Annotated in this window: 12 protein-coding genes and 1 pseudogene; 2 read left to right on the top strand and 11 right to left on the bottom strand. The window is 36.9% G+C overall.

Going from position 1 to position 15,016, the window contains the following annotated elements:
- The 9 genes and pseudogenes from HT728_RS01115 to HT728_RS01075 form a co-directional block, all read right to left on the bottom strand.
- The coding region (locus HT728_RS01115) for a G5 domain-containing protein (protein WP_173233313.1) at positions 1-1,523 on the bottom strand (1,523 nt) is incomplete at its 3' end.
- Positions 1,524-2,154: 631 nt separating this feature from the next.
- Complete coding sequence (locus tag HT728_RS01110) at positions 2,155-2,703, bottom strand: GNAT family N-acetyltransferase (protein WP_173233311.1); 549 nt, start codon at positions 2,701-2,703, stop codon at positions 2,155-2,157.
- Between the two features lie 158 nt (positions 2,704-2,861).
- Entirely contained in the window at positions 2,862-3,686 is an 825-nt protein-coding gene (gene nadE / locus HT728_RS01105) for an ammonia-dependent NAD(+) synthetase (RefSeq protein WP_173233308.1), read from the bottom strand.
- Positions 3,683-5,143 (bottom strand): nicotinate phosphoribosyltransferase, encoded by a 1,461-nt coding sequence (locus HT728_RS01100; protein ID WP_173233306.1) that lies wholly within the window; start codon positions 5,141-5,143, stop codon positions 3,683-3,685. Before HT728_RS01100 ends, nadE begins: the two co-directional genes overlap by 4 nt.
- Positions 5,144-5,258: 115 nt before the next feature.
- A complete protein-coding gene (locus HT728_RS01095) occupies positions 5,259-5,747 on the bottom strand; it encodes a DUF6773 family protein (RefSeq protein ID WP_000247408.1) in 489 nt (162 codons plus the stop codon).
- Positions 5,737-5,946 carry a helix-turn-helix transcriptional regulator gene (locus HT728_RS01090; protein ID WP_050201387.1) on the bottom strand — a complete coding sequence of 70 codons (210 nt, stop codon included), beginning with the start codon at positions 5,944-5,946 and terminating at the stop codon, positions 5,737-5,739. Before HT728_RS01090 ends, HT728_RS01095 begins: the two co-directional genes overlap by 11 nt.
- A gap of 379 nt (positions 5,947-6,325) precedes the next feature.
- On the bottom strand, positions 6,326-7,054 hold the full coding sequence (locus HT728_RS01085) for a hypothetical protein (RefSeq protein WP_173233304.1): 729 nt from the start codon (positions 7,052-7,054) through the stop codon (positions 6,326-6,328).
- A 15-nt stretch (positions 7,055-7,069) separates the two neighbouring features.
- Positions 7,070-7,940 (bottom strand): annotated as a pseudogene (locus HT728_RS01080) (ABC transporter ATP-binding protein).
- 357 nt (positions 7,941-8,297) lie between these two features.
- On the bottom strand, positions 8,298-9,584 hold the full coding sequence (locus tag HT728_RS01075) for a U32 family peptidase (RefSeq protein WP_023934621.1): 1,287 nt from the start codon (positions 9,582-9,584) through the stop codon (positions 8,298-8,300).
- A gap of 1,098 nt (positions 9,585-10,682) precedes the next feature.
- On the opposite strand from HT728_RS01075, the gene HT728_RS01070 reads away from it, so the two are divergent.
- Entirely contained in the window at positions 10,683-11,597 is a 915-nt protein-coding gene (locus HT728_RS01070; RefSeq protein ID WP_173233299.1) for a Dam family site-specific DNA-(adenine-N6)-methyltransferase, read from the top strand.
- Positions 11,598-11,615: 18 nt separating this feature from the next.
- On the opposite strand, the gene HT728_RS01065 is transcribed toward HT728_RS01070, so the two are convergent.
- Positions 11,616-12,446, bottom strand: a complete 831-nt coding sequence (locus HT728_RS01065; RefSeq protein ID WP_173233297.1) for a type II restriction endonuclease — start codon at positions 12,444-12,446, stop codon at positions 11,616-11,618.
- A gap of 91 nt (positions 12,447-12,537) precedes the next feature.
- Complete coding sequence (gene guaA, locus HT728_RS01060; protein WP_173233295.1) at positions 12,538-14,100, bottom strand: glutamine-hydrolyzing GMP synthase; 1,563 nt, start codon at positions 14,098-14,100, stop codon at positions 12,538-12,540.
- A 141-nt stretch (positions 14,101-14,241) separates the two neighbouring features.
- Here guaA and HT728_RS01055 point away from each other — a divergent pair, with 141 nt between their 5' ends.
- Positions 14,242-14,940: a GntR family transcriptional regulator gene (locus HT728_RS01055; protein ID WP_173233293.1), complete on the top strand. Its 699-nt coding sequence runs from the start codon at positions 14,242-14,244 to the stop codon at positions 14,938-14,940.
- The last annotated feature ends 76 nt before the right edge of the window (positions 14,941-15,016 follow it).

Genomic DNA, 15,016 nt, shown 5'->3' with positions numbered 1-15,016 from the left:
CCTGTTGCCATGGAACCATCAGTATTATAAAAATACCACATAGCATTTTCTTGTTTCCAGCCTGTTGTTGGAGCAACTGGTTTAGCTGGTTCTACTGCTGCATCTGTTCCTTGATTAGATGTAACAGATCCAGGATACGAAGGAATAGATGATTTCTTAGGAACAACAACTTTTTCAGGTTCTCTCGTCCCTCTCCTTATACGTCTTTTTACCATCTCTTTAGTAATTTGACGAGAAGTAGTTTCTTCAATTGTTCCATCACGTTCATCTACAGTATAGATTGTAGTAAGCGTAATTTCACCAATTTCTCCTGCTTCTTCTACTTCTTGACCTTTATAAAGAGTTGGGTCATCGAGATACTCTGTTTCGATTGGGATTACTTTTGTTTCAACGCTATCCTTAGCTGGAACTTTAACGATAATAGGTGTAGCTGCTTTAGTAACCGTCTCCGAAACATCTGCTACCGTAATATCGCCTGTCTTAGAATCAACTTTATAACTAGTCGTAACTGTTTTTAGTCCATCTTCGCTTGGAATAGTCGTAGGTTGACTTCCCCTTACATGATTTGGATCCTTTTCATATCTCACTTCCGTAGAAGTTGTAAGTTCAGTTGTTTCAGTCGGCTTTGTTCCAACTTTAACAACTTTCTTAACCATCGCAGTTGTTACTTCACTAGTCTTCTTATCTTCTACTGCCTTACCACCTTCGATTTTATAAGTAGTCGTAATGGTTTCAGTTCCTACCTTACCTGGACGAGTTGGATCATCTTTCTTTTCCCCTTTAACAAGAGTTGGATCTGCTTCATACTCTGTTTCGATTGGAATAGCCTTTGTTTCAACACTATCCTTAGCTGGAACTTTAACAATAATAGGTGTAGCTGCTTTAGTAACCGTCTCCGAAACATCTGCTACCGTAATATCGCCTGTCTTAGAATCAACTTTATAACTAGTCGTAACTGTTTTCAGTCCATCTTCGCTTGGAATAGTCGTAGGTTGGCTTCCTCTTGTATGTTCTGGATCCTTTTCATACCTCACTTCCGTGGAAGTTGTAGGCTCAGTTGTTTCAGTCGGTTTTGTCCCGACTTTAACTACTTTCTTAACCATCGCAGTTGTTACTTCACTAGTCTTCTTATCTTCTACTGCCTTACCACCTTCGATTTTATAAGTAGTCGTAATGGTTTCAGTTCCTACCTTACCTGGACGAGTTGGATCATCTTTCTTTTCCCCTTTAGCAAGAGTTGGATCCGCTTCATATTCTGTTTCGATTGGAATTACTTTTGTTTCAACGCTATCCTTAGCTGGAACTTTAACAATAATATTTCCTACTTCATCAATATCAGTCTCCGGTTCCTCTCCTTTACGGCGAGTATCGTCTTTAATAAATGTCACATCTGCCCCATCAGCATGAACAAAACTTGTATTCAGGACTCCTCCTAAAAATAAAGTTAGCCCGACCATCACAGAACCAAAAATCTTTCCGAGTTTACGCAATGCATAGCGCTTATTGGTATTAAATTTTTCCATTACATCCTCCTTCTAAAAGTTACTACTTCTAGTATAGCATCTTTTCTGGCAAATGTTAAATAATATATTCCATATATTAAATAAATTTATAATGATATATTTATTATTGAACTAACACTTTAACTATATCGTAATCAATCTCATATATAGAGGATTGCAGACATCTTATCTAAATACATGCTAATATATTTAAATACAAACATTCCAACTTGATAATTTTCACTCATCTTTCATCATTCCTTATACAACTATGCAGTAGCAATCGAATAGTTTGCTCATCAGAATGAGACTATTTTAATGTTAGATATTTTGATAGAGAAACATAAATAAAATTGGTGGAATTTAATTCCCTAACTCGATAGAGGATTCTATTTTAAATTTAACAACAGCTAGGATTACACTATAAAAAACATATTACCACCTGTTCGGCTGGAGAATCTAGTCGATTAGCTCCCTCTTAGTTACAAGCTTAAAGCGATTTTTTAACTAATACTAAACAAGATTAAAGAAGGAACTAGAACATCTGTCTTGTACTAATCAATATGCTATTTTAAAGTTGCAAATAAACTTGGAATGCCAATTATTATATTTACAATAAATAGTTGACTTCGATAGAAACAGAAAAAATTCACTAGTCTTCCCTACTTATACCATAATAAATAAGATCCGCAAGATAGCCTTTTCTCTCTACACCATTAACAATGGTTTGTAGATAGGACATCCCTGCTTTCTCCATAACACGACCTGAAGCTGGGTTGAGACTGGCATATCGAGCTCTAACCTTTTTAAAGCCTGCTTGAGTAAAACAAAAATCCAAGACAGCTTTCAAGACCTCTGTCATCATACCATTCCCCCAGTAAGCCTTGCCTAGCACATAGCCAATTTCACAAGAAGAATTGTTCTCATCTATTGCAACGATGCTGATATCTCCTATCACTTGCTCTGGGTTTTCTTTGAGACAAATAGCCCATTTGTAATAGTTGAGATTAGTATAGGAAGCAACCCAATTGCGAATCGAGTTTCGAGTAATTTCGACATCAGGATGGGGATCCCAGGTAACATAGGTCAGATTCTCAGCGGATGAAGCCCAATTTTGAAACATGGCTTCTGCATCACTCTCCACAAATCTTCTTAAAATCAAACGTTCTGTTTGTAATATTTGTGTACCGATAGATTTCACGATACTACCTCACTTTCTGATAGATGATTCTCTGTCCAATCTCCATTGAAATTTGTTTTACTTTTTTAATTTCAAGGTAATAAGCTAAAAAGGCCCACTGGACCTTCTCTCACTTTCTTATTTCAAGGTGAGAGGCTGAAAACCTCCACTGGAGGTTTTCACTCCCAAAAGTCATCAAATACGGTGATGGGTAGGTGGCGTTTGTGTTGGCCTTTATGCCACCAGTTTTCAATGGTCGCTTGGGCTTCTGGGCTGATTGTTTTGCCTTCTAGGTAGTCGTCAATCTCTTCATAAGTGACTCCGAGGGCTACTTCGTCAGCTAGGCCTGGTTTGTCTTCTTCCAGGTCTGCCGTTGGGATTTTTTCATAAAGGGCTGGGTCTGCACCAAGTTCCTGTAAGAGTTGTTTTCCTTGGCGTTTATTGAGGCGATAAAGAGGGAGAATATCCGCACCACCGTCACCAAACTTGGTAAAGAAACCTGTGATATTTTCCGCAGCATGGTCTGTTCCAATAACCGCTCCGCTATGGGCACCAGCAAGGGCATACTGAGCAATCATACGGCAACGAGCCTTGATATTGCCCTTGTTGAAGTCTGAAACAGGGCTACCTGTCGCTTCAACTGCTGCCGTCATGGCATCAGCTGATTCCTTGATATTCACAACCAAGCTGATATCTGGTTGGATGAAAGCAAGAGCTTTTTGAGCATCTGCTTCATCAGCTTGCACTCCGTATGGCAGGCGGATAGCGATAAATTTGTAGCTGTCATCTCCCGTTTCAGCTCGCAGTTCTTCCATAGCTAATTGAGCTAATCGACCTGCCAAGGTCGAGTCTTGTCCCCCAGAAATCCCTAGCACAAAAGTTTTAAGAAAGGGATGTTTTTTCAGGTATCTCTTTAAGAAATCAATGGAACGACGAATTTCTTCCTGGGCATCAATCACTGGTTTGACACCCAGCTCTTGGATAATCGTTTCTTGCAAACTCATTCTTCTTCTCCTTCACCAAGGGCTTCCTTGCGCATCTTATCAATCAAGTCCATCTTGTCTTGCCATACATCACGCGCCAAATCTACTGGATAATGTTGCGGATTGAGCACGCGCTTGTACTCATCCCAAAGCTTGTCAAATTCCTTACGAGCATAATCCTGAATCTCAGGCAAACTAGGCAGGTTATAAATCAATTTCCCGTCCTTGAAAATATCCACCAAGAGAGGCACAGCATCAAAATTACGAACCGTCTTCTTGATATAAGTATAGGTCGGATGGAACATCTTGATTTCTGTCATGTCACTCACATTCACACCATCATAAGTGATGTAGTCACCCTCTGACTTGCCTTTTTCACGACTGGTAATGCGCCACACCTGCTTCTTACCTGGCGTAGACACTTTTTCCGCATTATTAGACAGCTTGATGGTATTGCGCATCTGACCATTTTCATCTTCGATGGCAACAATCTTATAAACTGCACCAAGAGCTGGCTGGTCATAGGCTGTGATCAGCTTGGTACCCACGCCCCAGACATCAATCTTGGCCTTTTGCATCTTGAGGTTGAGGATAGTATTTTCGTCCAAATCATTAGAAGCATAAATCTTAGCCTCTGTAAATCCAGCCTCGTCCAGTTGCTGACGGACTTTCTTGGAAATGTAGGCAATATCCCCAGAGTCAATCCGCACACCCGTAAAGTTAATCTGGTCACCCAGCTCACGCGCCACCTGAATTGCAGCGGGTACCCCAATACGAAGGGTGTCATAGGTATCCACAAGAAAAACGCAATTTTTGTGGGTCGCAGCGTAAGCCTTGAAAGCCTCATAGTCGTTACCATAAACCTGTACCAAAGAATGGGCATGGGTCCCCAAGACAGGAATGTCAAAGAGTTTACCAGCGCGCACGTTGCTGGTTCCATTGGCTCCACCAATCACCGCTGCGCGTGTTCCCCAGATAGCCGCATCCATTTCTTGAGCCCGACGTGTCCCAAACTCCATCAAAGGTTCATCTTCAATAACTGAACGAATACGAGCTGCCTTAGTCGCCACCAAGGTTTGGTAGTTGACGATGTTCAAAAGAGCCGTTTCGACCAATTGACATTGGGCTAGAGGGCCTTCAACTTGCACAATCGGTTCATTAGCAAAAACCAAGTCCCCTTCTTGGGCAGAACGAACGGTCAGCTCCAACTTGAAATTGCGGAGGTAGTCCAAGAATGCCCCATGATAGCCTAGAGACTCCAAATAGGCAATATCACTATCTGAAAAACGCAAATCTTCAAGATAGTTCACAATTCTTTCCAAACCAGCAAAAACCGCATAGCCGTTCTTAAAAGGCTGTTGGCGGAAATAAACCTCAAAGACCGCCTTTTTATTGTGAATCCCTTGGTCAAAGTAAACCTGCATCATGTTAATCTGGTACAAGTCCGTGTGCAATGTCAAACTATCATCTGGATACATACTTTTCCTACTTCCTTAACTAGAAATACATGAAAATTTTCAAAAACTTTCATGCATTCCAATAAATTAGTACTATTATATCACATTTTAGCTGGATTGAGAAAAGAGTAACAAGCTATTCACCACTCTCTAGTTCATCCATATCTTGTTCAAACTTTTTCTGAGCCCATTCACCATAGCTCTTAAGACCAAGATTGCCGATAAAAACCCAAGGAAGGTAAATGACATAAGTAATTGCCCAAGCAGACAGGTATTTAACGTTCAAAGGATTGTGCTGATAAATTTCTATGTTGAATTGATAATTCTGTAACATCAAAAGAGCCGTAATAGCCAATGTTAGGAAAAAACAACCCAAAATCGTAAAATGAAAACGACTATAGTAGGTCACTCCCAGATAACGGGCACGGTTGAAAAAGAAGAAAATTCCTACTATCAGAGTATAGACTAGAAAATTCGGATTAAAAAGAGAGGGAGCTAATACAGCCACCAAATAGCTTAGAAGCACAAGTCCAATAAAGAGTGAAAAAGACTCTGCCCCAGCTTTATTGATTAGTTGTTCTTCTCTTTCGTCAAGTAATTGATAATGAATGAATTTATTTACCATCTTCTTCCTCCCAAAATAGTTGGTCTAGGGTTTTCCCTAAACATCTGCAAATGGATTGGCAGAGTGAGAGACTGGGATTGTATTTCCCCGCCTCTATCAAACCAATAGTCTGGCGTGTCACCCCGACAGCCTCTGCCAGTTGACCTTGTGTTAAATCACGCTCAACACGAGCTAATTTTAATTTTAAATTTTTAGCCACCTGCGTCCTCCTTATAGTTTTAATACTCATCTACTCTTAAAAAATCCAAAACCAACACAAGCTGTCAGCTATTTATTATAATCTCGTTAATTAGCACTCCAATATTATCTTCAGCCTAAAATCAGTATGTTGGATTGCTTGAAATAAACTTCCTAGTTTGCTATTTGATTTTTTGTTTAGTATTAGCTTTAGTAGGGCCTTTTAAACTAGTTTTGATTGCTTGTATTTCTTGTTTAGTTGATTTCATATCACTATTATATAATGCTTTTGGAAATGAGTCTAGCATAAGACAAAAACGTGTACACAACAAGAGCAGGAGCATAGCAAGATGACTGATTTTTTGCTGGATTTTAAGTCTGCAAAATAATACTAAATAAAACTAAAATGAATACTCCTTGCTTTTCTTGAGAGTGAACAAGTACAATAAAATGATTATAGCGGTTGCCACAAGATACTGACTAATAGACATCGTATTTGAAGTCACAAATACAGGTAAAGAATAAAAAGGAAGAAGTTCAATTGCTTTGATAAACAAATCATTACTAGTATTCATCATAATCGTATTTAATATATTAGGGATAAAGAGTAATAAAGCAACTAAAATACCAAATATCAAGCCACTTTTCAATTTGTATAAATAGAAAATGTAAGATAATAGAAAATAAAATAGGACTAACAAAATTGTATTGACTACAATGACTACTATAAAATCTAATCCTAAATCACCTGGAACACCCAATTTACTTACGATGACTAGTAACACAATGCCATTCAAAGCATAAATAATGGAAACTGAGATGGCATATAGAAAATTAGACAAGACGTAAATCATCCGATTTTTCTGTTGATTATAAAATAAACTGATCGTATTGTAGGAAAAATCCCTGCTAATAATTCGGTTAGCATGTATAACAGCCATTAACATACCGAGCATAGCATAAAAGTTTGAAATATGCTTAATACCAAGCGATGTCCCTTGAGTCCTTAGAATAAAGAATGTAACCAATATCGGCGGTATAAACGAGATAATCAAACCGAGATATATTACGCCTGATGAATATAAATCCCTTATATTTTCCTTAAGAAAATTCAATTTATTTAATTTCATGATTATAACCTTCCTTTATTTTGAACGATTTAGATAAATATCTTTAAGCGTCTCTTTTTTAGTTTCAAAATCAACTACTTTAATAGAGTTTTCGTTAAAAAATTTAAAAAGCTCACTACTTTGAATATTCCCAGACATAGTAATTTTCAGTCCCTCTTCCTGAACAATATCCCCAAATTCTTGTTTGGTAATGAAAATGTCTTTATCTGTAGCTGATGAAAAAGCTATCTCAAACAAGCAATTATGACTATCTTTTCCTACTTTTTGGAATGTCAAAAGTCCGTTCTCCAAGAAAAGGACTCTCTCACAAATTTCTTCAATATCTTCTAATTTATGACTCGATATTAAAATTCCCACATTTTCATGTAAAGCTAAATTTTTTAGAACCGCTAAAACTATTTGTGATGATTCAATATCTAAACCATTAGTCGGTTCATCTAAAATCAATATATCAGGTTCCGTAACAAGAGTTAGAAGCAAAGCTAATTTTTGTTTTGTACCCAAAGAATAAGTCTTTACTTTTTTATTAATAGACTGAGTCAAATCTAACTCTTGAATCAAACTTCCAAATCTTTCTTGATTGTAGTCAACACCATATAAATTTGCCAGATATTTTAAATTCTCTAAACCTGTTTTAGATAAAAATAATTTTGGTTCTTCGATTAAATAGCCAACATTATTACTACTTATAATATTCCCTGAAGTCGGTTGATTATTCTGAACAAGAATTTTCATCAACGTACTCTTGCCAACTCCGTTTCTCCCTACTAGACCAACAATTTCACCCTTGTTAAGTGCAAAATTTATACCTTTGAGAATGATTGAATGGCCATAATGCTTACTTACATTTATAACTTCCATTTTTTATTCCTCCATTAATATTCATTGTTTGCTCTTTGATTCTTATTGAGTTTAAAAAGTTGCGCCTCTTTTTAACAACATTATATCATATATCTAACTTAATGCAATATATAAATGTCATTTTGTAAAATTTTATTAACAAAAAAACTCTCTACCACAAAAAGATAGAGAGTTTTTAGTTTAAATATATAATTTCAAAATATCGACGGCATCGCTTCTTTGTTTAATTTGATAAACTTTGATACCTAAGCTCCGACTTTATCACTTAAAAATAAAAAAGGACAGCTAATCCCTTGCACATCAAGGGATTTCGCCATTCTTTAATCTCGTTTAAGTGTTGTATATGGAGCTTTGCATAATTTTTTAAAACTAAACAACTACATTAAGCACGCACTGTGACGCTGGTTCCATCTTCCTTATAAAGATTGATGAGACCTTCTTTGAGAGCTCGAACCATATCTCCAGCTTGAACAGGTTGTGGGACTTTGATTGTCAAGAGTTCCATCGGATTTGGAGCGCGGTCGATTTTATTACCTTTGGCATCATGCAAATCTTCGATATACGTTTCAAAATGACGGAAACCTGGGCCATAAAACTCAACTTGGTCGCCTTCATTAATGACGTTCCGTTGACGAATGGTTGCTGTTTGTGTCGCATCATCATAAGAAACCACTTCAGCGACAAACTTGTACTCAGGAATTTTACGACGAGCACCAAACAACTGCTCATTTTCAGATGGTGTACCGTAGTAGAAACCTGTTGCCAATTCACGTTGGGCAACCTTCCACATCTCGTCCACCAAATCTTGTTTGATAGCTTCAAACTTTTCTGGACTTTCTAGATAAGCATCAACAGCCGCCTTGTAGCAGTTGGTTACAGTTGAAACATAGTGAATAGACTTCATACGTCCTTCAATTTTAAGACTATCCACACCATTTTTAATCATATCTGGGATATGGTCAATCATAGACATATCAACGGCTGACATCGAAAATTCTTCTGGAATCTCTCCCTTAAGGCTCTTACGTTCTTTCCCAAAAGGCATATCGTAAAGGTCATATTTCCAACGGCAAGACTGAGAACATCCACCACGGTTGGCATCACGCATACTCATGTGGTTTGAAAGAGTACAACGACCAGAGTAAGAAATACACATGGCTCCGTGGACAAAGGCTTCAATCTCAACATCTGTACGTTTGCGGATTTCAGCTAATTCTTCCATCGAAACCTCACGCGCCAAAACGACACGAGTCAAGCCCAGTTCTTTCCAGAACTCAAGGGTTTCATAGTTAGTTGCACTTGCTTGGGTAGAGAGGTGGATTTCAAGACCAGGCGCTTCAGTCGCTGCAATCATGATCAAGGCTGGGTCAGATACGATAACTGCGGCAATCCCGATATCACGTAGTTTACGGAACCACTCACCAGCACCAGCTTCATTTCCTTCGTGCATAACCATATTGGCAGCTACATAGACTTTGGCACCGTACTTGGCCGCAAACTGGACACCTTCTTCCATCTGTTCAAAGGTAAAGTTTCCGGCACGGCTACGAAGACCATAGGCCTGACCACCAATAAAGACAGCATCTGCCCCATACTGAACAGCTACCTTTAGCTTCTCTAAAGTCCCTGCAGGTGATAAAACCTCAGGACGTTTTAATGTTTTTGTCATGTTTTCTCCTATTTGCAATATAAAAGTTTGACGTTTTTCCTTCTCATTTTATAGTAAATAAGCCATAAAATCAAGCCTAGACAGATTGTTTTGACAATTCTAATCTTTTAAACTTTGCATAATAACTGTTAAACTGTCGAAAATTAACCCAGTTTTAACAGGTAGTCAAAAAGTCTAGAAAAGTAAAAACCAGTACCCAAAGATACTGGCTCATTAAACTACATAAATTAGTCCTTAGATGACTATTCCCATTCTATTGTTTTCTAAATTGATAAGGTTTGATATAGTTTAAAATTAAGGATTTATACTAGTTATTTTTATAAGAATTTATTAGAATTAATTTCTATTGTTTGCAGAGTTGAAATTAATGTGTAACAAAAACACAACATTTTTTATATAATAGTATTAGTAATAAAAAGGTGGTGATATAGTAAGATTAGCTGTTAGACTAGCAATAGAAACACGAAATAGTATCGATGCTCTAAAAAAAGAAATAAAAGCAACTGGAGAATTTGATAATCTTCATCTTACTAATGGGTTTGTCGTAAATCAAGCTTATTTAGATTCTAAAAAAATTACTGCTGAACAAAACTGGGATAAAGTATTAAAATTTGGGTCTCAAGTTGAAGAACGAAGTGCCCCAAAAACTCGAACTGATTTACAAGTAAATCAAACTACTATTGATGATATTGCTGAGTTAAAAAAGATTTTACCTCTATATACAGAAACAAATTATGTAACCACTTCTTTTGTTATCAGAATGATAGTGAGGGGTTCTCTTTTAGTGCGTCACGGAAAAATTTAGGCTTCAAGCCTATTTTTTTTATTTCAATTTTATGTGTCGACAAAACACGACACTTATTTTATAACAGTGGCGTGAAATAATTACAACACTGAAATTATATAAAGAAGGTTCAACAATGCTTAGATCAATTTTTAATGCAGAATACATTTATTTGACTATTTTTTGTAGTGTTAAATATTTTATGTGTTTAACTTTACATTTTAGGAAGAGGAGAAGTTTATAATCAGTTTCTGAAGAAAAAAGTATAAAAAATGCTATAATAGAATATATATAGTAAGAAAGGAGAATTACAATTGTTACCTAAAAAAATTATCACACCTAAAGTACCACCTATCAAAATCCAAGGAATAAAAACTAAATTAGTTCCATTTATTGCCGAATCAATAAAATGGGATGGTCAAGGAACATACTTTGAACCATTTATGGGTTCTGGTGTAGTAGGTTTTAATTTAGAACCCCAGAAGGCTATTTTTAGTGATACCAATCCCTATATCATTCAATTTTACAAAGATATTCAATCAAAGAAGATTACTGCTCAAACAGTTAGAACTTTTTTAGAAAATGAAGCAACTAAATTATCTAGTACACCGGCTGATAAGACATCTTATTACTATGAAGTTAGAGATAGATTTAATAAAGAACATAGCTCTTTAGATTTTTTATTTTTACAACGTTCCAATTTTAATGGAATGATACGTTTTAATAATAAAGGGAATTATAATGTTCCTTTTGGACGAAAACCAGAGAGATTTCAAAAAGCATTGATTACAAAAATTGTAAATCAAGTTTCATGGGTTGAAGAAATAATAGAGGGCAAAGATTGGGAATTTATCTGTATGCCTTTCACTAAAGCATTTGAAATGATGGGAGAAAATGACTTTGTTTATTTAGACCCTCCGTATATTGATCGTTATGATGGATATTATGATTCTTGGAGTGAAGAATATGCGGTATTACTCGCAGAACTTACTCAAAAAGGAAAAGCTGGATACGCCTTTAGTATGTGGTACGAAAATCAATACAGAAAAAATACACATATGGAAAAATGGAACGACGGGAAGTTATTGACTACTGAACATTTTTATCACTTAGGAGCAAAAGAATCTAATCGAAATAAAATGATAGAGGCTTTAGTAATAAGTGAACAAAATTTGAATTTAGAAGAAGTTCATTTTGAACAGAAGCAAATTAGTCTTTTTGAAATATAAAAAATAGAGCGAACTGCTCTATTTTTTATTAAATGTTTTATCATATTGAATTAAATAATTAGAATACAGTTTCTTTAATTCTAACGATTTAGTTTTATCAGTTTTAGCAATCCACTCAAAATATCCTTCAAGATTATTATATAAAGATTGTTTTACCTTTTGGGTATCAGTATATCTTGGGTAATGTTTCCAATAATCGTTAAACACATCATCTCCTAAAACGGAGAAAGGGCCTGCACCATAATCAAAAGGATTAATGGATGTTGAAGTAATTGTTCCAATATTATCGGTATTTCCACTGCCTTTCTTATCACCACATATTCTATACTTTTCTTGAACAAACATTTCTATATTTTTATATGCAGGAATTATAGAATCTAATTTCTCAAAATTAACTTTTCCAGTAGTTGGTTTCGTCTCTCGAGTATAGACAACACCTAAAATATAATGACCGTCATAATCAGAGTAATGACCTACAATATTCTTTGTTCCATTTCTCATAAAACTTGTAAAACTACCTCCAGTAAAGCCAAATTTCGTATTTTCGCTTCTTCTGTAAGTAGTTTTTATATCGATGGCAATTTTTCGCCCATCTTGCTTTTTAAAATAAAAATCAGGGTATACAGTTTGTTTTTCAGATTCATGTAAAGTATAGCCCAATTCATTGGCTGAACGTTGCAATGCTTCAAAAGCTATAACTTCAAACAATCTACCTATAATCTTTGAATCACTCCCAAACGTGTAGATTTCCTTCTTTTTGTTTATAAAACCAACGAGTTCCCATTCATTTTCATTTTTTGGTAAATACTTAGCAATAGTATCAATTATTTTATCTGTATAAGGTGTCATTTACTCAGCTCCTTTGTTTGCGAATTGTTTGCGATTATTTAATTAAAGGCTCTGAAACATTGATTTCAAAGCCTTTTTATTGTAATTTTTCTTACTCCCACTCTACTGTTGCAGGTGGTTTACTTGTAATATCGTAGACGATGCGGTTAACGTGGTCCACTTCGTTTACGATACGTACTGAGATTTTTTGAAGGACATCCCAAGGAATCTTTGCAAAGTCAGCTGTCATACCATCAATAGAGGTGATGGCACGGATTGCAATTGTGTAGTCATACGTACGACCGTCACCCATAACACCAACTGAACGAACGCCTGTGTTAACAGTGAAGTATTGCCAGATATCGCGGTCAAGACCAGCTTTGGCAATTTCTTCACGAAGGATAGCATCTGATTCACGAACAGTTTCTAGCTTCTCTTCAGTAATTTCACCCATGACACGGATCGCAAGTCCTGGTCCTGGGAATGGTTGGCGCCATACGATGTGGTCTGGCATACCAAGCTCTGTACCAAGGGCACGAACTTCGTCTTTATAAAGAGTGTTGAGTGGTTCAATCAGTTCAAATTGCATGTCTTCTGGAAGACCACCCACGTTGTGGTGTGACTTGATAGTTTGGGCTGTATCTGTACCAGACTCAATCACGTCTGTATAAAGCGTACCTTGAGCAAGAAATTTCACATCTTTGAGCTTGCTTGCTTCGTCATCGAATACATACACAAACTCATTACCAATGATTTTACGTTTTTGTTCAGGGTCAGAAACGCCAGCAAGTTTGTCAAGGAAACGTTTAGCAGCGTCTGCTTTGACGATATTCAAACCAAACTTACCACCAAGCATGTCCATAACTTGATCTGCTTCACCTTTACGAAGAAGACCGTGGTCTACGAAGATACAGATCAATTGATCGCCAATAGCCTTTTGGAGAAGAACCCCAACGACAGATGAGTCAACTCCACCTGATAGACCAAGAAGGACACGTTTATCACCGACTGTTTCACGGATTTTTTGGATCTGCATATCGATGAAGTTATCCATTGACCAGTCGCCTTTAGCCTTACAGATCTTAAGGGCAAAGTTACGAAGGATATCATTTCCGTATACAGAATGACGAACTTCTGGGTGGAATTGGATACCGTAAATGTGTTTATCTGGGTTTTCGATGGCTGCGTATGGGCAGTCAGCTGATGTACCTGTACGAACAAAGTCAGCAGGAATCTCAGTAACCGCATCACCATGGCTCATCAAAACAGTCTGCTCGTCTGGTGTTGATTCAAAAAGAGCTGATGGTGTGTGAGTAAGAGTTGATTGACCGTATTCACGATTCCCAGCGTCACCTGCAGGAACAACTTTTCCTCCAAGTTTATGGGTCAATAACTGCATACCATAACAGATTCCCAAAATAGGAATTCCGAGTTCGAAGATTTCTGGGTCAATATCAAATGAACCATCTTCGTATACAGAGTTTGGACCACCTGAAAGGATAATTCCTACAGGATTGATTTCACGAACTTCAGCAGCTGAAATTTTATGGCTTTTTAGTTCTGAAAAAACACCAATCTCACGGATACGGCGTGAAATCAGCTGGTTGTATTGGCTACCATAGTCCAATACGATGATTTTTTCTACATCTTGCAAATCAGTTGAAATGTTGCTCATCTTTTTCCTTTCTCAAAAGAAATATCTTTTTTCAATATTCTATCACAAATAAGGGCGAATTACCAACTAAACAAGGAGAAGTTTGACTTTTTCTAGTTTATTAGGGTACAATAGAGAAAAGATAGAAATGAAGTGAAAAATATGCTACCTGCTTATATGAAAATCCATGATCAGATTAAAAAGGATATTGACGAGCATCGTTGGGCTATTGGGGAGAGGCTTCCTAGTGAACGAGATTTAGCAGAGCAGTTTGAGGTCAGTCGTATGACCCTTCGCCAAGCTGTATCTCTATTAGTCGAAGAAGGCGTTTTAGAGCGTCGTGTAGGAAGCGGCACCTTTGTTTCCAGTACTCGAGTACAAGAAAAGATGCGAGGGACAACCAGTTTTACTGAAATTGTTAAGGCCCAAGGTAAAGTTCCCTCTAGCCAACTCATTTCCTACAGAAAAACCATTCCCAATGAGCAAGAAGTTGCTAAGTTAGGAATTTCTCCAACCGAAAACATTATCCGAATGGAACGTGTTCGCTATGCCGACAATGTTCCTCTGGTTTATGAAGTTGCTTCTATTCCTGAAAAATTCATTAGGAACTTTAAAAAAGAAGAAATCACCAGTCATTTCTTCCAAACCCTACAAAAACACGGCTACCGTATCGGTAAATCACAGCAGACCATCTATGCTCGCCTCGCTAAAGAAAAGATTGCCCACTATTTAGAAGTTGAAAAAGGACATGCTATTCTTGGTCTGACTCAGGTTTCTTACCTAGAAGATGGTACTGCTTTTGAATACGTAAAAAGTCAATATGTAGGCGAACGTTTTGAATTTTATCTTGAAAATAATTAATACTCTTCGAAAATCAAATTCAAACCGCGTCAACGTCACCTTGGATTATATATGTGACTGACTTTGTCAGTCTTAT

The organism is Streptococcus sp. 544, from assembly GCF_013277385.1.
Taxonomy (GTDB): domain Bacteria; phylum Bacillota; class Bacilli; order Lactobacillales; family Streptococcaceae; genus Streptococcus; species Streptococcus mitis_BA.
Note: the sequence above shows the minus strand (reverse complement) of the source record. Positions and strands in the feature narration are given on the sequence as shown.

Coding starts and splice junctions, on each gene's coding strand:
- nadE (WP_173233308.1), bottom strand. CDS start 3,686: ATGAGTTTGCAAGAAACGATTATCCAAGAGCTGGGTGTCAAACCAGTG.
- HT728_RS01100 (WP_173233306.1), bottom strand. CDS start 5,143: ATGTATCCAGATGATAGTTTGACATTGCACACGGACTTGTACCAGATT.
- HT728_RS01095 (WP_000247408.1), bottom strand. CDS start 5,747: ATGGTAAATAAATTCATTCATTATCAATTACTTGACGAAAGAGAAGAA.
- HT728_RS01085 (WP_173233304.1), bottom strand. CDS start 7,054: ATGAAATTAAATAAATTGAATTTTCTTAAGGAAAATATAAGGGATTTA.
- HT728_RS01075 (WP_023934621.1), bottom strand. CDS start 9,584: ATGACAAAAACATTAAAACGTCCTGAGGTTTTATCACCTGCAGGGACT.
- HT728_RS01065 (WP_173233297.1), bottom strand. CDS start 12,446: ATGACACCTTATACAGATAAAATAATTGATACTATTGCTAAGTATTTA.
- guaA (WP_173233295.1), bottom strand. CDS start 14,100: ATGAGCAACATTTCAACTGATTTGCAAGATGTAGAAAAAATCATCGTA.
- HT728_RS01055 (WP_173233293.1), top strand. CDS start 14,242: ATGCTACCTGCTTATATGAAAATCCATGATCAGATTAAAAAGGATATT.